Origin of the sequence: Streptomyces sp. NPDC005878 (assembly GCF_040629815.1) — a bacterium.
In the GTDB taxonomy this organism is placed as follows: domain Bacteria; phylum Actinomycetota; class Actinomycetes; order Streptomycetales; family Streptomycetaceae; genus Streptomyces.
Genome location: NZ_JBEXWK010000043.1, coordinates 45,498 through 67,517, shown reverse-complemented (window position 1 = coordinate 67,517; position 22,020 = coordinate 45,498). Strand labels below are relative to the sequence as shown.

Sequence of the window (22,020 nt, the reverse complement as noted above, 5' to 3'; positions counted from 1 at the left end):
TGAGGGTGAACGGGCGCTCTTCGCCGCGCAGTCGGCACATGGCGATGATGGTGATGTCTCCGGCCTTGGTGGTCCGGAACTCGTGGATCTCGATCGTGCGCAGGGTCTCGGTGCCGTCGTGGTCGATGTAGGTGAGGGTCACCGCGTGCTGGTGGTCGACGGCCCGGTACAGGTCGGCGAGGGTGCGGCGGGTGGTTTGGTTCCGGGTGTGCTTCACGGTGTCCCCCTCGTCTGCGGTGTGACCCCAGCCTAGCTAATTCGTATTGCTTAAGCAATATGAATTGCTGTACGGTTTGGTTCACCGGCCGCCGAAGGGGTGGCCGGGACCGGTCACCGCTGGTGGCATCAGCAATATGAATTGGAGGAAACTGGCGTGGCACGCACCCCCATCAAGCGCCCGCCTGACCGCAGTACCCGGTCCGACCGGCGGCGCCCGCCGAGAGGACACACCCCCGTGGCCCTGAGCCCTGCCGACAAGGCCCGCTGCGACAAGCTCGCGGAGGCCGCCAGCACCCTCAAGGAACATGGCCGCAGCGACCTGGCCGAGTTCGTTGAGTTCATGCTGACGACCGACGGGCACCTCTTCTCCGGCCGGCTCCTCATGAACGCCAACGCGGAGAAGCGCCCCGCTCTGGCGATGCGCATGCCGGCCTCCCACCGCGACCTCATCAAGCAGCGCGTCCGGGCCGCCGGGTCCACGCTCGATGCCGAGATCACCGAGGCGATGCGGGCGTTCATGGACGGCACCTTCACCCCCAAGCCCCTGGACCGGGCCCCGCACGGCACCGGTGACTCGATGGTGAACCTGAATGTGCGGCCCCAGGACCACGCACTGCGCAAGCGGGTCGAGCAGCGGTGCGAGGAACTGCGCGAAGAAGGCCAGCGGATCTACGTCTCCACCGTCGCTATCGACTGGCTGTACAGGAAGTGCCAGATCGGCCGGTACGCCCCGGCTGACGCCGAGTAGCCCCGCGCCGTGCAGCGGCCGGCCCGCCCCACAGGCCGCTGCACGCCCCGGCTGAAAGCCCCCTAGGAGAGACCTCATGGCCACCGCCATCGAGGCCCCCGCCAGCAGCACGGCGGAGGGCCCCCTTCAGCACACCCAAAATCAGCTCAAAGGCCTCGCCGTCCTGCGCGGCGACTTCCCCGATTCCCAGATCCAGCACCTGCCGAAGATCTGGTGCAGCGACTGCTCCCGTTCGCGCGCCAAGGTCTGCGAGAACCCGAGGCACGCCAAAGCGAAGTGCGAGGAGTGCGGGAACTACATCACCACCGCGCACGTCGATCTGGACTACGTCGGTCACGCCGAGCTCACGCACCGCCTCCTGGACGCCGACCCCCTGTGGGACTGGGAACCGGTGGCTTTCGACCCCCACGGGCTTCCCGCGTTCGACCAGAACGGCGGCCTGTGGATCCGGCTGACCGTCTGTGGGCACACCCGGCTCGGTTACGGCGACGCCCAGGGCAAGTCGGGCCCCAACGCCGTGAAGGAGGCCATCGGTGACGCACTGCGCAACGCCGCCATGCGGTTCGGTGCGGCACTGAACCTGTGGGCCAAGTCGGACCTGCGCGAAGCCCAGAACGAGCACCCCAAGACCGCCGACGACGAAGGCCGCAGCAGCACCGGCAGGCCAGACCCGGCGCAGGCCGCCCCCGCAGCCAGCACGGCAGATCTGCACCGCCTCATGGCGCAGATTGCGAACTGCTGGGACAACCCGCTTTCCCTGCTCCAGATCCGCATCGAGGGCAAGCAGCTCGGCCTCTCGGAACGCCGCGTCCAGGGCCCGCCCCCGGAAAGCATCTGGACCACCTTCGACACGCTTCTCGACACCCGAATCACCGAGCTCAAGCCGTCCACCAACCAGAACGTCGACGCCGACGGGAGCGCCGCCTGATGTCCCATCGCAACGACAATGACGCGCTGACCGTCATGGACTGGTTCTGCGGCGCCGGCGGCTCCTCCCAGGGCATGCACTCCATCCCCGGCGTCCGCGTCGAACGCGCCGCCAACCACTGGCAGCGCGCCATCGAGTCCCACGCCGCGAACTTCCCGACCGTCGACCACTACCGCGGCGACATCCGCGAGGCACCGGTCGAGCAGTGGCCCGTCACCGACATCTTCTGGGCCAGCCCCGAATGCCCGCAGTGGTCCAACGCGCGCGGCAAGAAGCGCGACTTCGACGCCTCCCTGCAAGGTGACCTGTTCAACGGATTCGGCCCCTCCGAGGAAGTCGAACGCTCCCGCGCCCTGATGGAAGAGGTTCCGATGTACCTGCGCGGGGTGCAGGAACGCGGCGGCCTCGTCAAGGCGGGCGTCGTCGAGAACGTCGTCGACGTCCGCGCCTGGGACCAGTGGGACCGCTGGATCGGCGAGATCAAGAAGCTCGGATACGAGACCCGGGTCATCGCCCTCAACTCGATGCACGCCGACCCGCGGACCGTCCACAAGGCCCCGCAGTCACGCGACCGCCTGTACGTCGCCTACTGGCACAAGACCCTCCGGCGGACACCGGACTGGGACAAGTGGCTCCGCCCCCGCGCCTGGTGCCCCGGCTGCGAGCAGTGGGTGCAGGCCGTCCAGCGGTTCAAGCAGCCCGGCCGGGACATGGGCCGCTACCGGCAGCAGTACGTCTACCGCTGTCCTCAGGCGAGGTGCCGCAACCAGATCGTTGAGCCCGAGACCCTCCCCGCGGCCGTCGCGATCGACTGGACCCTGCCCGGGCAGCGCATCGGCGACCGCACCAAGCCTCTTGCCGACAAGACCCTCGCCCGCATCCAGGCCGGGCTCGACAAGTTCGCCCGGCCCATCACCCTCGAAGCGGCGGGCAACACCTTCGAGCGCAGGCCCGGCGTGCGGACCTGGCCCATCGACGCCCCGCTCACCACCCAGACGACCACCTCCACCAAGGCCGTGGCCTACGAGCCGTTCATGGTCCCGGCCGGCGGAACCTGGCGCGATGACCCCATGAGCGTCCTGGACCCGATGGCGTGCCGCACCACCCGGGAGAACGACGGCCTCGCCATACCGCCCCTCCTCATCCCCGTCGAAGGGCGCGACGGCAAGGAACCCGCCTCGGCGAACAACCCGCTGCGCACGCAGACCGCCCGCAACGAGACCGGCCTGGCCTGGCTGCCGTTCATGGTCACCATGCGCGGCGGCGGCGACCAGCTCCGAGGACGCTCCATCAGCGAGCCCGTCGGCACGGTCTCCGCGAACGGCAACCACCACGGCCTGGTCACTCCAAACCTGCCCGCGTTCGTGATGCGGAACAACGGCAGCGCCGGGAACGGCGGCGAGCACTGCACCCCCGCCGATGAGTACTTCCGCACCATGACCACGGCCGGCCACCAGTCCCTCGTCACCTGGCAACACCTCCTTGTCCCGTACTACGGGAACGGGACCGCACGCACTGTGCGCGAGCCGGTCGGCACGCTCTCCACCCGCGACCGGTACGCCCTGGTCAAAGGCAGCGTCGACATCCAAGACGTCCTGTTCAGGATGTTGGAACCCCACGAGATCGGCCGGGCCATGAGCTTCGCCGACGCCTACATCGTCCTCGGGTCCAAGCGCGAACGCGTCCGGCAGTACGGCAACGCCGTCACCCCCAACTGCGCGGAGGTCATTGTCTGTGCGCTGGTGGAGGCCATCACCGGCGAGGACATCGACCGGTACGCGGCACCCCAGATGGCGAAGGCCGCATAGCCCCGCCGGGAGGCCTGCCGTGAAGTACGCCCTCATCGTCCTGGGGGTCCTCTGGGTGCTGGTCCTCCCCCTCACCTGCGAAGCCGTCCGCCTGTTCCGCCGCATCCGGCGCGGGCGGGCGGCTTCGCCGTCCCCCCACCACGACCATCACGTGGTGGCCACCGCCGAACACCTCGTCAGCGATCGCTACCGGATCCTCGCCGACCTGTACGACACCCCCCACCAGCCCTGAACGTCTCACCAGGAGGTGAGCCCCGATGCCGAACCTCCCCGCCCGTCTCCTGCTCGCCGTCCTGTCCGTTCTGGCGGCGGCCGGCGCCTTCGCCTGGCGCGAGCACCGCCGCCACCGCGCTGTCCGTACGGCGCTGGCCGCCGCCCAGCTCCAGCAGGCCGCCCTCCACCGCGACATGGACGCCTTCACCTCCCGCATCCAGGGCGCCCTGAACGCCCGGGCCGTCCTCATCGCCGCCGACAGCGTCCTCGATGAGGCGCTCGCCGCCCACAGCCGCCACCAGCCCACCCGGAAGGGGGACGACGACCCATGGACCCGATGACCTTGAGCCCGGTCACAGCCCGCGAGCAGCTCACCGACCACCCCCGCTACCCCTACCGCGGGTGCGCCCCCGACCTTGACGACCCCACCCGCGCCGCCGGCAACCTCGCGTTGCCGGTCGATGCCTGGGGGGCACCCGACACCGACGGCGCCGAGCCGCAGACCGAGCGGATCGCCCGCGAGAACGCGGCGGTCGAGGTGTGCCTGGACTGCCCCGTCATGGTGGCCTGCCTCACCTACGGCACCACCGTCACCTCAAGCGGGCACCTCGCCGAACCCCACGGCATCCTGGGCGGCCTGCGCGCCCTGGAGCGCCACCGCCGCCTCATCGCCCAGCGCACCGCCGAACCCGCACCCGCCCCCAACGTGGACGAGGCCCGCACCCCGCAGCGCCTGGCCCTGCTCCGTGCCCTCGCCGCGCACAGCGACGACGAACTCGTCGCCTACCGAGCCCGCATGGACCTGCGCACCTCCAACTGGCACCGCTCCGCGCTGTGCGGCCTCCTCGGCCTGGACAAAGAGACCGCGACGCGTTTCCAGCTCCTCGCCGCGGCCCGCCACCACGGGCTGCTGCCCCGGCACGTCCGTATCCGGCCCGACGAGCCCGGCCCCGTCGCCGCCGCCCCCACCACCGACGGCATCCGCCAGCGCCGCATCACCGCCACCGGCCCCGGACAGCTCCCCCTGCCCGGCTACGACACCCTCCGCCGCACCCCGCCCCCCACCCCACCCGGCGCCCGCATCCCCTTCCCCCGCAGACGCCTGCGCATGGTCGCCTTCCACGAACAGCTCACCCTCCCCGACCCCGCCTTCACCCCGCCGGTACGGCTGGAGGTGGCAGCGTGAGCACCCCCGACGACACCCTCGCCCAGCGCTGCCAGAGCAGCGGCGACTACCTCGCCGGCCTCGTCGCCACCGGCATGCTCCAGACCGTCGGCACCCCCGACCGGCTCCCCGAACTCCTCTACCCCACCCTCGACCCCGCGGTCCGCGCCGACATCTGGAACCGGGCCCTCGCCACCGGCTACCGCGCCGGCCGCCTCTCCGTCCGCCCCCGCTTCACCCCCGACCTCCTGAACCGCATCCACCAGCAGCTCGACGCCGCCGGACACCACGCCATGGCCCACCTCGCCCAGCGCTCCGCCCGCACCCAACAACCCCACCCCGCCGACCACGAACCCGCCCGCGGCCACCACGACCTGGAGCAGGGGCAGGGGGACTTGTGGTGAGGGCCCGACCCGGCCGCGGCCGGCCCCCACGCTTCACCGACACCCTGCGCCAGCGCTACCTCGACGCCGTCACCTCCGGCATGTACCTCAAAGACGCCGCCGCCCACGTCGGCATCAGCATCAACACCCCCAGCCAGCACGCCCACCAGGACCCGGCCTTCGCCCACGCCCTCACCCACGCCCGCGCCCTCGGCCGCAAAGCCCGCGCCGACGCCAAGCCCCACGACGCCAACCGCTACGACAACGCCGACTGCCGCTGCCCCAAATGCACCCGGGCCGCCAGCACCGCCCGCACCGGACGCCGCCACCGCGCCCGCACCGAACCGGGTGACCTCGTCGAACTCGACCCGCCCACCGGGGAAAACGCGTCCCCCTTCGTGCTGCTGCGGGCCTCTTGACCAGCGGAGCAGACGCCCTGCCATCGGAAGTTATTTTCTGTGAGTCTTTACCGGACACGTCCGGGCGGTCGCCTGCCTGTGCGATGACCGGGATATCTGATGACAAGACGGATGATCCGACACGACTCACCTGGGGTGAGGACAGATGACGAGCTCAACCGATAGGCTGCGCCTGGCGCCAGACGACCAGTCACTCACCGGCGAAGTCCGACGGCGCCACCCAAACGAGGAAAGGCCCCGCCTCCCCGGTGCGCGAACACCGGATCATTGGCGGAGCCGGACCACACGCACCAGCGATCAGACAAGTGAAAGTGCGGTCATGGAGCAGAGTACCCGGACAAGGGCAGAGACAGACAGCGGGACCCAGCCATACGGCGTGACGATCACACCGCCGCAGTGCACGGGCCCTGTCACCACAACCCGCACCACGCGATGAGCCAGGACAGCGCGGCACAGCCCGCGCTGGACATCCTCACGCTCGCAGAGATCCGCACCGAGCTGCACAAGCTGGTCGCGCTCGCGGGCACTGCGGAGAAGCCGAAGCCGGACCACATCCTGCCCGCGAACCACATGATGGCGCCGGGCCGCGAGTGGGTCATCGACCACCGCGCCCACGATCCGTACGCCCGGCTGGAGCGATCACGGTGGCAGGTGCTCGCGCGCGACGAGGACGACGTGGCGGCCTGCGTCTACATCCACACGCCGGACTCCCTGGAAGGCGACTACGTCGCTTCCCCCACCACCGAGGCGCGGCGCGTGGCCATGGCCATATTGGCCGCCTGCGACCGTGCCGATGAGCTGTCCGCCGGGGTTACCCACCTGGAGGACCGACGCAAGACCCGAGGAAAGAGAGATCGGTTGACGTAGCGACTGCCTAGGCGGGAGGTCTGGGCCCCTTGGCGGGGGCGCTTCCTCTACCGCTGGCCGCTGGTGTTGGCGCACCGTGCGCGGCCACTTCCTACGGCTCGGTTTGGCGACCGAGCTAAGGCCCGTCCTTCGGGACTCCGGTTTGGCGACCGGGCCCGGGGTTCGAGCGTCCTTCAGGTTCTTTCACCGGAACCACCACCCACCAGAGGCGGGCAGCTTTTCTATGCCCCCTTGGAGGCAGGTACATAGTGCCCGACAGCAACTCCATTTGTCAGCTCGGCCGCCCCTCAGTGGGCGTTTCATCCCGTTATTCCCCTCCGATGGAGGGCACCCCGTGCCGTACCGCCGACGCGCCCGAGCGGGGTAGCGATCTCGAATTCGAACGACCGTTCGTATACGGTGGGGGGCAGGTTGCCCTGGTGCGAGGGGCCTCCCAGGAGGTCGCCCACACCGCATCGCGCCGGAGCGGCCCGCGTCGGTGGCGTCGCGCCGTGGCGTGGCTGATCGCAGCCGGCCATCATCCGCGGGCGACCGCCACCACGCTTCGCGTCGCCGAAGACCTGGCCGACCGCATGGACTACACCACCGGGCACGTCCGCTACTGCCTGGAGGAGACCGCCGCCCGCCTCGGGATGTCCAAGGCGACGGTGAAGCGGCAGGTTGCCGTGCTGCGTGAACTGGGGGCGCTGGCCTGGGTGGTGCACGGCACCCGCGCCAACATCCGCCGCGCCCTCGGGCTCGCGGGCTACGCCGGCACCGCCACGGTGTACGCGGCGGTCATCCCGCCGTCCTACGACCACGCCATGGGGCACCGCATCATCGGCACCGGCTACACGGCCCGCATCGTGGTCGACCTGCGCCGCTCCCCCGACGCCGACAGGCACCCTGTGGACAACGCCCCTGTGGATAACCAGGCTGTTCAGGGCGGTGAGCCCCCTTCCCTGTACTGGGTTAAGGAAGAGGGTCAGGTGAAAGCTATGGGGGGGGTTGATAGAGACACCTCGCGCGAGCGCGCGAGCCGCCGAACCCCACGAATCCCCCAGCCCCAGAGCAGCAGCAAGGCGCCCCGGCGCTCCCCGATGCAGGTTGCCCGGGACATCCAGATCGCCCGTCAGGTCCGCCCGCTGGTGACCTGGACGCAGCGAGAAGGGCTGCGGCGCCTGGCGTTCGCCCTACGGCCGCTCATCGACCGGGGCCTGGACGCGCGCGCCATCGCGGGCGAACTCGTGGGTCTGTGCACGGGGTGGCATCCGGCGCGCCCGGCCGCGTTCATCACCGCTCGCCTCGCCGACGAGCGATCCGAAGTCCGGCATGCGCCCGAGCAGCCGCCAGCCGCAGCCGCGCCCAACGCCGCTTTCTGCGCCGCACGGCAGACGCCCGCCGCTGTTGCGGAGGAGCACCTGGTCGAGCACCCCCAGATCGAGGAGCAGCCCCTGAGCGAGGACGAGAAGAACGTTCTGCGGGAACTCGCGGTCGGCCACCCGAGCGTGATTCTCCAGTACGCCATGGGATACGGCATCGAGGCCACCATCGAGTTGTACGGACGGCTCGCCGTGGAGAACGCCTTCAACGGCATTCCGAAGTGCATGCTGCCGGAGCCAGAGCCAGAGCAGTCCGTCCTGGACAACGAAGAGGGCACCGGCTGAGGCAGGGGCAATGCCCGGGCGGATCTACGGAACCGTGGTGCATGGCGAATTACCAGTCCCCCCTCCATCCAGGAGTTCCTCGTGCACCGGTTCACCGTCGACTACAGCAAGGACCGCCCCGACCCCCGCGTACTGCTCAACCGCGGCCTCTTCGTGGACGGGCTCCCCCGCCTGATCCCGTTGTGCCGCCTGGCCGGTCACAAGCCCGTCGTCGACGGCTACGACTCGACCTACGGCCATGACCGGGCCCGTTGGGTGGCCTGCGACCGGTGCGGCATCCGCCCCAAGCCGCAGGGCTGGCTTGACCCCGATCACTGGGACCTGGGCCAGGCGTACACCGGGCCCTTCCTGCCCGCGCTACCGGCCGAGCTGTCTCCGGCCCTGGTGCGTCAGCTCGCGCGCAAGGGCATGAAGCCCCGCACCGTACACAGCCCCCTGCCCGGCCCGTGGCCCGAGCACCCCACCTCAGGTATCGGAGCGCAGGTCATCATCGGCCGCTCCATGTCTCTCGGCGCCGACTTCAAGATCGGCAGCCCCGGCAGTGAGCAGGTCCTGGCCGCGCACATCGGCCTCGGTCCCCTCGGGGCCGTGTACGTCCACACCGAGAACCACGGCCGCTGGATCCAGCGCCGGCTGAACCCCCGCGGCTACAACTCCCGCGAGACCGGGATCAGCATCTACCACGGTGCCCTGTGGTGGGACATCTGGGCCCGGCGCGACGAACACCGTGCCAGCGACCCGCGCTGGATGCACGGGAACGTCAAGATCGATCCGCGCCACTACTTCCTCGGCAAGCACACGGCCACGCGAGAACAGCACGGCCCGGCCGTCCCAGGCCGGGTGTTCATGCCCGACGGCACGAGCTACGAGGTGACCCTGAAGCTTGAGCGCTGGACCCGTGGTCGGCTCCGCGGCCGTAAGACCACCACCTGGGAGGTCGGCTGGTCCAGCGAGGCCGGGATCCCCATCCGCAACCACGCCTGGAAGGGCAACGAGGTCTTCGGTTCCGGTGTCACGGTCAGCGCGTCCTCGGTCGAGAACGGTCAGTGGCAGCAGGAGGCATGCGCCCGGATCGCCATCCAGTGCGCCAAGGACCGCACGCGCTACGGCTACCGGCCGCCCGTGCCCGAGGAGCAGGGGAGCGCCCGTTGACACAGGCGTCCAACCCTGCCGCCAGAACCTCCCTCGAACCCCCCGTGAAGCGGCACGTCTGCCTGCTCCACGCCGACTACCACGTCATGCTCCCCGAGTGCTGGCGCGTCACCGTCCAGTGGTTCATGGACCACCAGCACCTGACCGACACCGAGAACCGTGACGCCTACCAGGCCGAGGCCGAGCGGCGCATGCTGGACCAGTGGCTGGACGCGGCCCAGGCACGATCGCACCCGCCCGAGTGAAACAACGTCAGTGGAAGCGTAGGTGCGCCAACTCCCCCGCCAATGTCAGTAAGCTGACGTTATGGCCTCTCCATATTCCAACGGAGAACGGGAAAAGGTAGCGTCTCGGCTGCCCGTCGCGTTCCACAAGCAGCTCAAGATCCGTGCCGCGCAGCTCGGAGTCGACATCCAGGACGCCGTCACCTCTGCCGTTGAGCAGTGGTGCGAGCACCCTCCGGCAAGCGAGGCGGTGGATACCGCAGGCGCCGAGCCGTTCAGCACGTGGCTGCCCCCCGGTCTGTACAGCACCTTCAAGGACGTCTGTGCGGACCGCCGGATCTCCTACGTTCAAGGCCTTGCCCAGTCCGTGCAGGGGTGGCTTGAGGCGTCCGCCACCGGGGAGCCGGAAGCAGACAGCGATGCCGACCAACCCGTCCAACGGATCATCGTCAGCAACCAGAAGGGCGGCGTCGGCAAGACCGCTATCTCTGCCGGCGTCGCCCAGGGCAAGGCCGAAGACGCCGACCTGCTGATCAGAGAGGCGGGCACACGTCCCTCCGGCAGGGCACTGCCCAAGGGTGTCCCCGGCGCCGAGCCGCTCAGCCTGGAGGAAGCACAGGAGATCGCACTCCGGTACGCCCACAAAGGTCTCCGCGTCCTCCTGGTGGACTTCGACCCGCAGTGCCACCTGACCAAGCAGCTTGGCCACACGAAGATCCCAGTCGGCCAGGAGAGCCTGATCACCCACATGTGCGGTGAGGGGAAGAGCCACCTTCGGGATCTCGTGGTGCCGATCGAGGATCCTCGCTTCGGTGGTCGGCTCCACCTCCTGCCCGGTTCTGCGGAGGGCTTCCTCCTCGATGGGCGCCTCGCGATCGGGGCTCTGAAGAACCGCGGCATGTGGAAGGAGTCGGCCCTGGAACGGGCCCTGGCGCCGCTGGAAGCGGACTACGACGTCATCGTCATGGACTGCCCGCCGAGCCTGGGTCTGGCTATGGACGCCGCCATCTACTACGCCGCACGCCGCGACGGCGAGCGAGAGAAGCGGTCCGGCGTGCTGATCATCGTGGACCCCGACGACAGTTCCGCCGAGGCGTACGACCTCCTGACCAGCCAGGTCAACGACGTGATGACGGACATGGGCATCCAGGTGGACTACCTGGGCATCGTCGTCAACCACTACGACGCCCGCCGGGGAACCGTCGCCACCGAGTCCCTGAAGGAATGGCTCGCTCTGGGAGAAGAGGGAGACATTGAAGTCCTCGCGGTCATCGCCGACCTCAAGGAACAGCGCGAATGCGTGCGCGTGAAGGAACCCCTAATGTCCTACGCCCCCCGCTGCATGCAGGCACACATGATGCGCATCGTCGCCGGGAGGTGCGCATGACGTCGAAGGCTGAACGTCTCCGCGGCTCGTCCGCCTTCGGTGCGGCCCGCCGTGCGAACAGTGAACGAGCCCGCGCCTTCGCGGAGGCCACAGGTGCAGGCCACAGCCGGAGCCCGGAACCGGTCGGCACCCTGCGGGTTCCACTGGCTCAGCTCGCTCACAACCCCGGCAACCCGCGGGCCTCGCTCAAGGCCGTGGCCGAGATGGCCGAGAGCATCCTCGTCCGCGACGTCCTCCAGCCGCTGACGGTCGTCACCCGAGAAGCGTTCCTCGCGGTGAACGAGTCGGCCGAGGACCACGAAGCCATCGGGACAGCGGCGTACGTCGTCATCGACGGCAACCGCCGCCTGGCTGGCGCAAAGCAGGCCGGCGTCGATGACGTGCCCGTGCACGTCGACGACAGCCTGGCAGAGAGCGCAGAGACCATCCTCGAAGCTGCCCTGATCGCCGCGGTCCAGCACGAGGACCTGGAGCCGATCGATGAGGCCCGCGCCTTGCAGAAGCTGGTCGAGAAGCATGGATCGCAGCGAGCTGTGTGCCGGGCAATCGGGAAGTCGAGCGGCTTCGTTACTCAACGCCTCGCGCTTCTCACCCTCACGCCTGAGCTGAAACAGGCGGTCGAGGACAAGGAGGTGCCGGTCCGTATCGCGCGCGCGGTGGGAAAGCTGCCGGAGCAGCAGCAGCGTCCTGAAGTGGACAGGCTTCTTCAGGAGGAGGAAGACAGGAAGCGCAAGGCCAAGGCGAAGGACAGCCCGGTCGCCGATCCACGCGGTGCTTACCCGGTAAGCACCCCTGCCGAGCCGGACCAGGCCAAGTCCCAGGGTGACGGAGCCCCTTCGGCTCGAACTGAAGGTGCTTACCCGGTAAGCACTTCAGCCGAACCGAGCCATGAGGAGCTGGACAGCGCCGAATCCCGTGTGCCGGACCACGGCAGTGCTTACCCGGTAAGCACTCCGGCCTCCAACGCCGTCAGCCTGGCGCCGGACGCCGCCGAGGCGCCCGCCGAAGTTGTCCGGCGGCCGGTCGTGAAGATGCCGTGGCACGACGGGGACGAGGTCGCTCAGATCGTTCTCACACGGATGGACCGCGATCAGCTCGGGGTGTTGGTCAAACGACTCGCCTCTGCGCTGGGCAATCCTGAGTAGAGGTAGGGGTGCTTACCCGGTAAGCACCCAGCCAAGGAACACACGGCCCCCGTTCTCCCGCCCACCAGCGGGGGAGCGGGGCCGCTGTCGTCAGCGACCAGTTCACGCCGGAAGTGCGCAGGTTGCCGGGGATTTTCCGTCACCCGAACGGGCGGTTTCAGCCAGCCCGTCTTCCGTACTCCCGGGTCGGCGCCTTGGGTGGGGGAGTCGCCGGACTGCCAGGTACGGCGGCCACCGGGGCGGTGTCGGCCCTGCCCGGCGCGCATCAGCTCCCCCCTGGTGCGGTCGCAGCCCGAGTTCGCTGGCCCGCCCCGGTGCCCCCGGCCCGCGGCCCGGGCCGCCTCGAAAATGTCGGCACGCGGGCTACCTGCGTGGCGAGGCACCGCACTAGACTGCCGTCATCTGACGGGCATGCCCGCCAGGTCACCCACAAGCTCCCGAGCACGGGCCCGTGTTGGCAGACACCCCCGCGCACCGGGAGCTTCTGTATGCGTGTGGCACGCGGTGCCTACCGGACGGCCGGGGTGGCCGATACCTGGCTCTTGCACGCTTATAGCACGTACCAAAAATGAGCCCCACGCATACCTGAGATCCCAATTTGGTGTCACAGTGGCACCCCGGGCCTGGACTGGCAGCCAGGAATCGGGGAACGGGGCCCGGCCCGAGTGCCGGGTGTATGAGGACCCTTCCACCTGCCGGAGGAGCGGAGACGCCCCATGTCCGCAGAACCAGCGCGCGCAAACGGGAGCCCGACCACTCCCGAGAGTGCCGCAGTCATCCATCTGTCGACGTACGGAAAACGCCGGCCGGGCAGTCAGGCTGAGCCGCCCGTGTCTGATGACCCCAGCCCCCGGCAGACACTTGCCGAGCAGGTGGAGGCGCACTTCCTGAAGTGCGGGAGGACACTGACCGACGAGGACACAGCCCTTGCCTACGAGATCACGCTGCATATCGCCATGCTGATTCTGGACGGCGCCCGCGAGCAGGACTTGATGGGGGAGGAGTCCTACGAGGCAGTGCACGGCCTCTACGCGAACATGGTGGGAGCCCCGCAGCTGCTGTAGCCGCGGCAACGTCGGGCGGTTTGCGGCCGAGGCTGGACACCTCTACTCGCACTGAGTTGATCAACTGACACATTCTGTTCACGTCAGGCGCCACATATGCCACGATGGGGCGTCCGGATACACCCGGAAGAGCAACTTCCGGCCCCCGGCGCGCGCCCCGACATGTCTTGGTCCTCGCATGCGCCCCTGGGGCCGCCGAGGGGACGGGGACGCCATGGCAACCGAAGACATCGCTGAGGCCGTTGAGGACGACACGGCAGAACGCAGGCTTCGCCTCCTGCGGCAGGCGTATCTGGGGCAGGCCGGGTCCGGCAGCATCTCGCAGACCCGTTCCCGGCCCTCCAGGCCGTCTCATTCGAGCCCCCCGGTGAACCTGGGCCTGGTCGACCACGTGCGTCGCTGCGTCACGGAGGTCGAGGCGTACACCCGTGCTGCGGTACCGGATGCCGGCCCTGTCCCGTCTGAGGCCGAGTCGGTCTACTCCTGGTCGCGTGAAGTCACTTCGCACCTGGCGCCGCAACGGCAGCAGGCCCGGGAAGCGGTCATCTACCGGCAGGGCCTTGAGCACGCGGTCGCCATGGGGCAGCACGAAGTGGTGCGCCCGCATCCCTGCCCGGCCTGCGGCTGCTGGGGCCTGTACTGGAACACTCGCCGCCAGAAGGCCGTCTGCGTCAACCGCCGCTGCGTCGACGAGCATGGCCGCGGCCGGGCGTGGCCGCTGGAGCGTCTGGCCAGCGAATACATGACGCGGCAAAAAATGTTGAAGGATCAGGCAACCTGACGGGCCCGATGGGTGTCTACTCATCACCACCCGAACGACTCAGGCGGGTCTTTCCAGCCCGTCCCCATGCAAATCGGCCGCCGGAGCTGCGAACGATGGCCGTCCGATTCCTGGGAGTCCATCGTGTCCATCGAGCCTCTCGCCCCGGCCGTCCCCTCCGACCTGACCTCCCTGAAGGACTGCGCGGAGCTGCTGAAGCCCACTGGTCACCCTGTCCACCTCACGACGCTGCGCCGGTGGCTGCGCCGGCACGGGGTGAAGACCGTGAAGTTCAACGGCCAGGTGTACGTGTCTTTCTCCGACGTCCTGGAGGTTCACCGGGACGAGGTCCGCAGGCAGCAAGAGCCCCTGTGAGTGAACGCTGTACGCCGAAGCCCCGCCCGGATCGGCCCGGGCGGGGCTTCTTTCATCCCGCAATTCATCTTGCATATGTGTGATGAATTTCGTAGGCTGGTTCTGCCAGCAACAACCACCCCGTACCGGGGGGTTGGGGCACACATCTGCGAGGTCACCCATGTCCACCGCCCTGGTTCCGCGCGCCCTCCTCCCCACCCAGATCCACCCGAGCGAGCTCACCGAGCCCGTACGTGACGCCTTCGACGCCCTCATGCAGCGCGCCGACATGGCCGCCGTGGGCTTCGCCCTCTCCCTGTACAAGGCCCTCCACCGCGAGGCCGCCGCCCTCGTCGGTATCCAGCTCCCCGCCTGCGGCGAACTCGCCGTCTGCACCTGCCAGGACTGCATCTGCGGCCGGATCTTCGACGCCTGCGACGCCCGCTTCTACATGGACGGCACCGTCGAATTCGTCCAGTGCCCGGGCTGCTCCGACGACCACCGCATCTACGGCGACGACTGACACACCCCCTCAAACCCCGGCCCGGCCCCCCGGTCGAGCACCCCCACCCCACACAGGGACGCCTCCCTCGGGGCTGGGCCGGACCCAACACCCCACCCGCACCGCCCCGGAGACCGCCATGTCCCAGACCGGCACCGACCTGCGCACCGCCAAGACCCTCGCCAACTTCTTCGGCGTCCTCGACCACGGCCAGCACTACGCCCACCCCGACGGCCGCCTCCACCCCGCCGCCGTCATCTACCGCGCCACCACCGGCACCACCCCCACCGAGTTCTACGACAACCCCGACACCGCCCGCGCCCTCATCCAGTCCAACGCCACCGTCATGACCGCACTGCGCTGGGTCTCCGCCGTGCTGCCCACCCAGCCGCCCGGCGACGACATCACCGGCGACGACCACCTCGAACACCTCGACACCTGGTGGTCGGAGAACGACTTCTTCCTCCACCGCCGCCCCAACACGTGCGAGTTCATCGGGATCCTCGACCGCGCCGCCCAGGCCGCCGACACCCTCACCGACCTCCCCGCCCCCCGTACCGCCGCCTGACCCGCACGCCAAGGAGAGGCATATGGAACGCGCGACGACCACGGCACCCGAGGAAACCGCCGACCGGGCCTGGGATCACGGATACGCCGACGGCTCCAAGGCCGCAACCGACGGCGTCACCGAAGACGTTGCCCGGGACCGAGCCGAGAGCGCGGAGCACTTCCGACCGCTGTACGCCGCCGGGTTCTGGGAGGGCTACCTCTCTACCGTCGCCTCCCAGGCCGCCCTCCACGAGAACACAAGGGACACCGCATGAAGGACACCCCCGCCGCCCCCACCGTCCTGCGCTGGACCGGGCTGGTCACCACTCCCCACGACCGGACCCAGGACACCGTCGTCCAGTGCGCAGATGCAGCGGGCCGGACCTTCGAACTGCGCCTGACCGAGGACCTCAGCGAAGCCCTCGGCGGCATGCTCATCGACCCCCCGGGCCCCGACGACCTCGTATGACCCGGCAGTACGCACCCCGCCACACGACAACCAGCCGGACGGAGAACCCCTCATGCGCACCCGAACCCGCCGCCACCGCACCACCCACAAGCCCACCCCCGCACCGATACCCGCACCCGCAGCGAAGGGCCTGGACATCCGCGCCCGGGCGCCGTTCATCACCGACACCCAGATCCGCGCCGCCTACGCCGCCGCCATGGCCGGCGTCTCCTACACGCGCATAACCGGCTGGCTCCGCCAGAGCGACGGCAGCGTCCGCTACGCCATGCCGACCGGTGGCGCCCTCACCTACGACCCCGCCGCCAAGCAGCCGCTGACCGCGTGGACACCGTGCGCTGCAGCCGTCCGCCACCCCCACCCCCTCACCATCCCCGGCGACCTCCTGGACGCCCAGCACGAAGCCCTCACCTGCACCGAACACGGCACCCCCACCGTGATCACCCTCCACGAAGCCCTGATCTCCGACCCCGCCGCCGACGACACCGTCCAGATGGACCTCACCGCCCTGCGCCGCGACCACGACGACCAGCCGAAGGGACACCCCCAGCCGTGAGCGACAACACCCCGCCCGCCTGGGTCCTGGCCGCCGCCAAGCGCGCCCGGGACGAAGCGCCCAACGCCCCCGAGGCCACCGTCCGTGCGGTCGAGTACGCGGTGAACTGCGTCCCCGAGGACTACATCGACTCCAACGTCTTCCAGGTGCGCGTCCAGTACCGCGGCGGCGACCGGTACGCCGTCATTTCCGGAGGCGAGATGTGCCTCGGCGCCGACGGCACCTGGGACTACGGCCTCAACGAGTCCGGCCGCGGCGACGCCTGGCTGAACGCCCACCGCTTCGACCTCGACACCGCACTCCGCCTCGCCAAAGAGCAGGCCCCGCTGATCACCGTCAACGGCAACACCGTGACGGACGCAATCGCCATGCAGGCCAAGCGGGCGGCACGCGATGCCTGAGAACACACCCGGCTACGAAGCCGCCCACGCCGCAGCCAGCATGCGCGCCCACACCCGCCCCCTCACCCAGGAGACGCCCATGACACCGACACCCCTGCACGGCGTACGCGTCGACCCCGACGGCACCATCACCGACATCACCATCCCCGACGCCCTCCACATGCGCGAACACCTCATGACCCTCCTCGGCGGCTACATCGAGTACGGCCACTACGGGTCCCGCGAATCCGCCGTCACCGCCGTCGTCCACGAGACCAGCGCCATCGACGGACACCCCCGCAACGACCCCGCCACCCGCTACATCGCAGCCCTCCGCGACGCCATGCCCGGCTACTGGCTCCACGGCCCCGTCGTCTTCCTCGGCTACCAGGTCCGCGCCGACATCGTCACCGACCTGACCCCCGAGCAGCACGCCCAGCTCCACGCCCAGCTCCACGCCCTCGACCCGCACCAGCCAGCCACCAGCGCGAAGGGTGGTGCGTTCGATGGCCACTGACACCAGCCCGGAGGCGCTCACCCTTGCGTACCTGGCGGGAGTGATCGACAGCGACGGATTCATCAGCATCAACCGATCGACTCGTAAGGGCCGGCTCTACTTCGGCGCGGTGATCGGCATCTCGGGTACGCGCCCTCAACCGCACGAGTTGGCCGCGTCTCTATGGGGCGGACAGATCTACTGCTACCAGCCGAAGAATCCCCGCCACCGAGCCCAATACCAGTGGTCCCGGCAGGGTGAAGGCGCTGTTGCTGCCATCCTCGCTATACAGCCCTACCTGCGCATCAAGCAGGAACAGGCACGGATCGCCCTGGAAGCACAGGAGCACATCTCCGAAGGCCGCTGTGAAGATCCGTACCCGTGGTTCGGCCCGGACTACGACCCGAACGTCCTCCTGAACGAGCTGCGGGACGAGATGGTCTTCGTACTCAATCAGGGACGCCGAATCACCAGCCGCACCTGGGACCAGTTCCCGGCGGTGCCGTCATGACGAGCCGCAAGAACCAGCGGACCCACCGCACCAGCCAGCGTCCCGCACCCGGCTACCGACTCGTCATCACCATCCCCGGCGACACCCGGCGCCGCGAGTACGCCACCCACGACTTCCGCCGCGCCCGCTCCGTCGCCCTCCGCAGCGCCGACCGCGGAGCCTACGTCGCCCTCCAACGGCTCAAAGCCACCACCGGCCTCTACACCACGTTCCGCACCTACCAGCCCCCGCGAGCCACCCCATGAACATCCAGGCACCCCAGCCCGCCATCACCCGCCCCAACACCTGGCGGCTCGCCCTGCCGCCCGGAACGCTCCTGATCAACGCGAACGCCAACATGCACTGGAACGACCGCCGCAAGCTCGTCAAGGCGCTCCGCCAGACGGCCTGGGCCATGGCCCGGCAAGCCAAACTCCCCGCGCTCCAGCGCGCCCACGTCATCTACGTGTTCCACCCCGACGCCAAGAGGCCCAACACCCGCCGCGACTCGGGGAACTGGTCCCCGTCCGCCAAGGCCGCCATCGACGGCCTGGTCGACGCCGGGATCCTCCCCGACGACAACCACCACCGGCTCCTCGGACCCGACCCCCGCATCGGCCCGCCCGTCCCGCGCGGCCAGTTCGTCCTGTGGATCACCGACCTCGACCAGATGAGCGACCAGCACATCGCGCTCCTCAACCCGCCAGGGGCCCCGGCGTGAGCACGTGGATCCAGGCCACCGCGTTCCTGCTGTACCTCGCCGGGGTCGGCCTGTACGCCCACGTCTGGCCCGCCAAGGCCCGACGGAGGCCACAGCTACAACTCGCCGTCGACCAGCACCCGATTGCCGTCTGCCTCGTGCTGGCCATAGCGACCGTCGCGTGGCCCGCCTTGGTCCTCCTCCAGATCGTCAGCCACCTCGTACGGAGAGCCCGATGACCGTCATGACCGGCCGTTCCATAGCACCGGCCGTATCCCCCCGCGCGAGGCGCTCGCCGACGGCGGATCTGGCCGAGTGGAGGCCGCGGAGCCTGTGCCGCTGGGTCGAGGACCCGGATCTGTTCTTCGACCCGCGCCCCGAGAGGCAGCGGGCTGCCGCTGCGGTGTGCCGCGGCTGCCCGGTCCGGACGCAATGCCTGTCCGCTGAGGTCCCGCACGACGACGCGTCGTACGTGTCCGGGGTGTTCGGCGGTCTCACGGAGACACAGCGGCTCGCGCTGCGTGGCGAACGCCAGCTCGGGCACGTTCCCCACCTGGGTGTGGCGCAGCGGCTGGCTGGCCCGGGGTGGGGGACGTGGGTGATGGCCCGGGAACGGGCGGGGCTGACGCTGTCCGAGATGTGTGCCGCCGTTGCCGAGTACGGCCTGGTGGTCGATGAGGTGACGGTGCTGGTCGCGGTGTGGTGGCTGGGCGGGGAGCTTTGCCGCGTTCCTGCGCCGTGCGAGGGCGACAAGCGGCGGCTGCGGAGGCGGCTGGCCGAGGACTACGGCCTGCTGTTGCGGGAGCTGACGGCGGCGGGGCTTCGGCAGCAGGACGTTGCGGCGTATCTCGGGGTCCCGCTGGCCGAAGTGACGGCGGCCTTCAAGATCTTGTCGCGTGGGGATGTTGAGGCCCGGTGCGGTGAGCGGGTGGCGGCGTGATGCTGACTGATCAGGAGCGCGGGGACATGGCGGAGGAGCTGCTGCCCGTGGCGTGCCAGGTCGCGGTGTGGGTGTGGGGGGAGGGCGGCCCTGAGGATGTGCGGCGTGTGCTGGCCGGGCTGGAGCCGGTCCGGCGCCAGGCGCTGCTGGTGGTGCTGGCAGGTCTGGCGGATCCGGACGAGCCGCTGCGCCGTGTGCCGGGCTGGCCCGTCCGGGAGGCGGCGTGGCCGTCGGGCGGGGGGCCGGCGCCGGTCGCGGCCGAGCTGGTCGCCCTCGTGCATGGGGAAGGCGCCCCTCGTGACGTGGCCGCTCTTCTGGAGGGTGTGGGGGAGGAGCAGTACGAGGACCTGGCGGTGACGCTCGGGGGTCTGGTCCGTCCGGCCCGGCCGCTGCGGAAGGCTTTGGGGTGGCTCGACTTCGACGAGGGGGGCGAGCTGGTCGTGCCGTCGGCGTGGTCGACGGACACAACGGTCGCGGAGCTCGCGGAGACGGTTCCCGGTGTGGACGGCGAGTACGTGGACGACATCGCGGTGCGCCTGTACCTGCGGGGCAAGCCGGTGCTGCTGACGCGGGAGGAGCGCCTGGAGGCCGTACGGCTCGCGCTCCGCAACGGCTGGACGTACATCGACCTTGATGTTCTTCACCACCGGCCGCGGAACGACACGGCCACGTTCATCAGTCGGCTGCGCAGGCGGTACCGGGCCGATGGCCGGGAGTTCCCGGTGCTGGAGCACCGGGTGGACCTGGTGCAGAAGCTGACGGATGCGGATGCGCGGGTGATCCGGGAGCGGTATGCCGCGGGCGGTACGTCGGAGCTGGAGTTGTCGATGGCGTACGGCGTGGGCACGCAGACCATTTCGAAGGTGCTGCTGGGGAAGACGTTCACGTCTGCTGGTGGGCCGTTGAAGGCTCGTCGTGGGGGCCGTCCTGCGCAGGTGTCGCGTGTGGTGTGGGCGGGTGGTGACGGGCGGTTCGCTGAGGCTGCGTGAGTGGGTGTGGCTCCCCCCGTAATTCATCTTGCATATGTGTGATGAATTTCGGTACGATGGCAGAGCCAGAACGGCACAGCCACACAAGGCACTTGGGGGCAACCATGCAGATCACCACCGCGAAGGCAACCGGGGAGAGCATCCCGTTCGGAACCCTGGTGGAGACGTCGTCCGGACGCCGCGCCCGCACCGTCTCCGACACCCGCACCACCACCAGCCCCGACGGCACCCACACCCTCCGCACCAACCGCATCCAGTTCGCGGCCGACGACCCCCACGCCCCGGACACCCTGTGGACCTGGGACACCGACCAGCTCACCGTCATCGCCGAGACCCACAAGACGCTGCACCTGAACGACGCCAACGGCTACCAGGTCACCAAGGTGAGCGTCCCCCTGGAGCAGGTCGAGGCCACCACACGCCGCCTCCTCGCCGAGGACGCCGTCAAGGACGCCGCGATGTGGACCGAAATGGGCTTCCCCGCCGACCCCCGCGACTACCGCGTCATCTGACGCCTCCGACCGGTCTCCCCGAACCCCCCTTCCGGGGAGACCCCTCGGGGCCGCACCCTCCACTCCCCTCCCCGGGGGTGCGGCCCCACCAGGGCGGCGCGGGGGCAGGCGACCCGCACGGTGCCCCCACCGTGCAGCGACTCGCTTCCCCGCGCCGCCCACCCCCAAGACGGGGCCGTCCGCCCAGCACCACGGTGTCGCAGCCACGGCGGGCGGCCCCTCCCTCACTCCCGCGACCCACGACCGACGGCAGGAGACCCATGACCACCAAGCAGGCCGCCCCCGCACCCAAGAAGAAGGGCGCCACCCGGACCCAGCAGGTATGGAACAAGGGCGCCGTCGGGAAGCCCACCGCCCCGAGGGAGCGGCCCATCGGCCGCCAGTGCCCCAACGACCTGTGCGGGAAGCCCGCCGAGCCGGACAGCAAGCGCCCGAGCGGCATGCAGGCCGTTGTGGTCGACGGGCCCGGAGCCCCGGCCCGCTGGTACTGCCAGGGCCGCTGCGCCACCTACGGGCAGGCCCTCGCCGACATCCGCTCCATCCCCGACCACCTCCCCACCCAGCGAGGAGTCGCCTGATGCCCACCTCCGGACTGCCCACCGCCCGCCACCTGTTCCCGCCCGGCACCTCGGGGCCGACGTGCATCGCCTACAACCGGTCGTGCAAGGTCGCCCGGATCGTCGCCAAGGCCCTGGAGCTCGGCTACGACAACACCCTGACCGACGAGCAGATCGACGCGTGCGCCGACTCCGCCGACGTGCGCCGGCCCGGAGACGACGGCCAGACCTACGCGGCCGTCCGCAAGGGCCTCCTGGAGCCCCTCACCGACGACGACGCGGCGCAGTCCTTCGCGGAGGCCGCCATGGACGCCGCCGCTGGCATCCCGTTCCGCTACACCGACCACCAGGGCCGCACCGTGCTCCTCGTGCCCCTCCCCGTGGGGGAGTGAGCGCACCGC

34 protein-coding genes are annotated in these 22,020 nt (G+C 69.8%); 33 read left to right on the top strand and 1 reads right to left on the bottom strand.

Annotated elements, in window-relative coordinates:
- Positions 1 to 217: hypothetical protein (locus tag ABZ404_RS37250; RefSeq protein ID WP_358991573.1), on the bottom strand; the 217-nt coding region annotated here is incomplete at its 3' end.
- Positions 218 to 454: 237 nt separating this feature from the next.
- Between ABZ404_RS37250 and ABZ404_RS37245 the strand changes: the two genes are divergently transcribed.
- The 33 genes from ABZ404_RS37245 to ABZ404_RS37085 all read left to right on the top strand — a co-directional run bounded on the left by ABZ404_RS37245 (position 455) and on the right by ABZ404_RS37085 (position 22,011).
- Positions 455 to 967, top strand: coding sequence for a hypothetical protein (locus ABZ404_RS37245; RefSeq protein ID WP_358837920.1), 513 nt, complete (start codon positions 455 to 457; stop codon positions 965 to 967).
- 76 nt (positions 968 to 1,043) lie between these two features.
- On the top strand, positions 1,044 to 1,895 hold the full coding sequence (locus tag ABZ404_RS37240) for a hypothetical protein (protein WP_358991570.1): 852 nt from the start codon (positions 1,044 to 1,046) through the stop codon (positions 1,893 to 1,895).
- On the top strand, positions 1,895 to 3,703 hold the full coding sequence (locus ABZ404_RS37235) for a DNA cytosine methyltransferase (protein ID WP_358991567.1): 1,809 nt from the start codon (positions 1,895 to 1,897) through the stop codon (positions 3,701 to 3,703). The genes ABZ404_RS37240 and ABZ404_RS37235 overlap by 1 nt, the downstream gene beginning before the upstream one ends.
- Positions 3,704 to 3,722: 19 nt before the next feature.
- Positions 3,723 to 3,935, top strand: coding sequence for a hypothetical protein (locus ABZ404_RS37230; protein ID WP_358991564.1), 213 nt, complete (start codon positions 3,723 to 3,725; stop codon positions 3,933 to 3,935).
- 25 nt (positions 3,936 to 3,960) lie between these two features.
- The gene (locus ABZ404_RS37225) at positions 3,961 to 4,257 is read left to right on the top strand and encodes a hypothetical protein (RefSeq protein WP_358991561.1); all 297 of its coding nucleotides are present in this window, start codon (positions 3,961 to 3,963) and stop codon (positions 4,255 to 4,257) included.
- A complete protein-coding gene (locus ABZ404_RS37220) occupies positions 4,245 to 5,102 on the top strand; it encodes a WhiB family transcriptional regulator (protein WP_358991558.1) in 858 nt (285 codons plus the stop codon). The genes ABZ404_RS37225 and ABZ404_RS37220 overlap by 13 nt, the downstream gene beginning before the upstream one ends.
- Positions 5,099 to 5,485, top strand: a complete 387-nt coding sequence (locus tag ABZ404_RS37215; RefSeq protein ID WP_358991555.1) for a hypothetical protein — start codon at positions 5,099 to 5,101, stop codon at positions 5,483 to 5,485. Before ABZ404_RS37220 ends, ABZ404_RS37215 begins: the two co-directional genes overlap by 4 nt.
- On the top strand, positions 5,482 to 5,883 hold the full coding sequence (locus ABZ404_RS37210) for a hypothetical protein (RefSeq protein ID WP_358837910.1): 402 nt from the start codon (positions 5,482 to 5,484) through the stop codon (positions 5,881 to 5,883). Before ABZ404_RS37215 ends, ABZ404_RS37210 begins: the two co-directional genes overlap by 4 nt.
- A 432-nt stretch (positions 5,884 to 6,315) precedes the next feature.
- Positions 6,316 to 6,750, top strand: coding sequence for a hypothetical protein (locus tag ABZ404_RS37205; protein WP_358991552.1), 435 nt, complete (start codon positions 6,316 to 6,318; stop codon positions 6,748 to 6,750).
- Between the two features lie 491 nt (positions 6,751 to 7,241).
- Entirely contained in the window at positions 7,242 to 8,396 is a 1,155-nt protein-coding gene (locus ABZ404_RS37200) for a cell wall protein (RefSeq protein WP_358991549.1), read from the top strand.
- A gap of 81 nt (positions 8,397 to 8,477) precedes the next feature.
- Positions 8,478 to 9,548 carry a hypothetical protein gene (locus tag ABZ404_RS37195; protein ID WP_358991546.1) on the top strand — a complete coding sequence of 357 codons (1,071 nt, stop codon included), beginning with the start codon at positions 8,478 to 8,480 and terminating at the stop codon, positions 9,546 to 9,548.
- Positions 9,545 to 9,793: a hypothetical protein gene (locus ABZ404_RS37190; RefSeq protein ID WP_358837571.1), complete on the top strand. Its 249-nt coding sequence runs from the start codon at positions 9,545 to 9,547 to the stop codon at positions 9,791 to 9,793. Before ABZ404_RS37195 ends, ABZ404_RS37190 begins: the two co-directional genes overlap by 4 nt.
- 61 nt (positions 9,794 to 9,854) lie before the next feature.
- Entirely contained in the window at positions 9,855 to 11,159 is a 1,305-nt protein-coding gene (locus ABZ404_RS37185; RefSeq protein WP_358991543.1) for a ParA family protein, read from the top strand.
- Entirely contained in the window at positions 11,156 to 12,304 is a 1,149-nt protein-coding gene (locus ABZ404_RS37180; RefSeq protein WP_358991540.1) for a ParB/RepB/Spo0J family partition protein, read from the top strand. The genes ABZ404_RS37185 and ABZ404_RS37180 overlap by 4 nt, the downstream gene beginning before the upstream one ends.
- Positions 12,305 to 13,134: 830 nt before the next feature.
- A complete protein-coding gene (locus ABZ404_RS37175) occupies positions 13,135 to 13,368 on the top strand; it encodes a hypothetical protein (RefSeq protein WP_358837803.1) in 234 nt (77 codons plus the stop codon).
- A 214-nt stretch (positions 13,369 to 13,582) separates the two neighbouring features.
- Positions 13,583 to 14,149 carry a hypothetical protein gene (locus ABZ404_RS37170; protein ID WP_358837804.1) on the top strand — a complete coding sequence of 189 codons (567 nt, stop codon included), beginning with the start codon at positions 13,583 to 13,585 and terminating at the stop codon, positions 14,147 to 14,149.
- A 123-nt stretch (positions 14,150 to 14,272) separates the two neighbouring features.
- On the top strand, positions 14,273 to 14,503 hold the full coding sequence (locus ABZ404_RS37165) for a hypothetical protein (protein WP_358837805.1): 231 nt from the start codon (positions 14,273 to 14,275) through the stop codon (positions 14,501 to 14,503).
- Between the two features lie 160 nt (positions 14,504 to 14,663).
- Positions 14,664 to 15,005, top strand: a complete 342-nt coding sequence (locus ABZ404_RS37160) for a hypothetical protein (RefSeq protein WP_358991537.1) — start codon at positions 14,664 to 14,666, stop codon at positions 15,003 to 15,005.
- A gap of 118 nt (positions 15,006 to 15,123) precedes the next feature.
- On the top strand, positions 15,124 to 15,552 hold the full coding sequence (locus ABZ404_RS37155; protein ID WP_358991534.1) for a hypothetical protein: 429 nt from the start codon (positions 15,124 to 15,126) through the stop codon (positions 15,550 to 15,552).
- Between the two features lie 22 nt (positions 15,553 to 15,574).
- Complete coding sequence (locus tag ABZ404_RS37150) at positions 15,575 to 15,808, top strand: hypothetical protein (RefSeq protein WP_358991531.1); 234 nt, start codon at positions 15,575 to 15,577, stop codon at positions 15,806 to 15,808.
- Complete coding sequence (locus ABZ404_RS37145; protein WP_358991528.1) at positions 15,805 to 16,002, top strand: hypothetical protein; 198 nt, start codon at positions 15,805 to 15,807, stop codon at positions 16,000 to 16,002. The genes ABZ404_RS37150 and ABZ404_RS37145 overlap by 4 nt, the downstream gene beginning before the upstream one ends.
- 52 nt (positions 16,003 to 16,054) lie before the next feature.
- On the top strand, positions 16,055 to 16,555 hold the full coding sequence (locus ABZ404_RS37140; RefSeq protein ID WP_358991525.1) for a hypothetical protein: 501 nt from the start codon (positions 16,055 to 16,057) through the stop codon (positions 16,553 to 16,555).
- Complete coding sequence (locus ABZ404_RS37135; RefSeq protein ID WP_358991522.1) at positions 16,552 to 16,956, top strand: hypothetical protein; 405 nt, start codon at positions 16,552 to 16,554, stop codon at positions 16,954 to 16,956. The genes ABZ404_RS37140 and ABZ404_RS37135 overlap by 4 nt, the downstream gene beginning before the upstream one ends.
- A gap of 79 nt (positions 16,957 to 17,035) precedes the next feature.
- Complete coding sequence (locus ABZ404_RS37130) at positions 17,036 to 17,452, top strand: hypothetical protein (protein WP_358991519.1); 417 nt, start codon at positions 17,036 to 17,038, stop codon at positions 17,450 to 17,452.
- The gene (locus tag ABZ404_RS37125; RefSeq protein ID WP_358991516.1) at positions 17,442 to 17,942 is read left to right on the top strand and encodes a hypothetical protein; all 501 of its coding nucleotides are present in this window, start codon (positions 17,442 to 17,444) and stop codon (positions 17,940 to 17,942) included. Before ABZ404_RS37130 ends, ABZ404_RS37125 begins: the two co-directional genes overlap by 11 nt.
- The gene (locus ABZ404_RS37120) at positions 17,939 to 18,187 is read left to right on the top strand and encodes a hypothetical protein (RefSeq protein WP_358991513.1); all 249 of its coding nucleotides are present in this window, start codon (positions 17,939 to 17,941) and stop codon (positions 18,185 to 18,187) included. The genes ABZ404_RS37125 and ABZ404_RS37120 overlap by 4 nt, the downstream gene beginning before the upstream one ends.
- On the top strand, positions 18,184 to 18,642 hold the full coding sequence (locus ABZ404_RS37115) for a hypothetical protein (RefSeq protein ID WP_358837927.1): 459 nt from the start codon (positions 18,184 to 18,186) through the stop codon (positions 18,640 to 18,642). Before ABZ404_RS37120 ends, ABZ404_RS37115 begins: the two co-directional genes overlap by 4 nt.
- Positions 18,639 to 18,860: a hypothetical protein gene (locus ABZ404_RS37110; protein WP_358837928.1), complete on the top strand. Its 222-nt coding sequence runs from the start codon at positions 18,639 to 18,641 to the stop codon at positions 18,858 to 18,860. The genes ABZ404_RS37115 and ABZ404_RS37110 overlap by 4 nt, the downstream gene beginning before the upstream one ends.
- Positions 18,857 to 19,561 (top strand): WhiB family transcriptional regulator, encoded by a 705-nt coding sequence (locus tag ABZ404_RS37105; RefSeq protein ID WP_358991510.1) that lies wholly within the window; start codon positions 18,857 to 18,859, stop codon positions 19,559 to 19,561. Before ABZ404_RS37110 ends, ABZ404_RS37105 begins: the two co-directional genes overlap by 4 nt.
- Positions 19,561 to 20,550 (top strand): hypothetical protein, encoded by a 990-nt coding sequence (locus tag ABZ404_RS37100; protein ID WP_358991507.1) that lies wholly within the window; start codon positions 19,561 to 19,563, stop codon positions 20,548 to 20,550. Before ABZ404_RS37105 ends, ABZ404_RS37100 begins: the two co-directional genes overlap by 1 nt.
- Positions 20,551 to 20,654: 104 nt before the next feature.
- On the top strand, positions 20,655 to 21,062 hold the full coding sequence (locus ABZ404_RS37095; protein ID WP_358991504.1) for a hypothetical protein: 408 nt from the start codon (positions 20,655 to 20,657) through the stop codon (positions 21,060 to 21,062).
- A 260-nt stretch (positions 21,063 to 21,322) separates the two neighbouring features.
- Positions 21,323 to 21,640 (top strand): hypothetical protein, encoded by a 318-nt coding sequence (locus ABZ404_RS37090; RefSeq protein WP_358991501.1) that lies wholly within the window; start codon positions 21,323 to 21,325, stop codon positions 21,638 to 21,640.
- Positions 21,640 to 22,011 (top strand): hypothetical protein, encoded by a 372-nt coding sequence (locus ABZ404_RS37085; RefSeq protein ID WP_358991498.1) that lies wholly within the window; start codon positions 21,640 to 21,642, stop codon positions 22,009 to 22,011. Before ABZ404_RS37090 ends, ABZ404_RS37085 begins: the two co-directional genes overlap by 1 nt.
- The last annotated feature ends 9 nt before the right edge of the window (positions 22,012 to 22,020 follow it).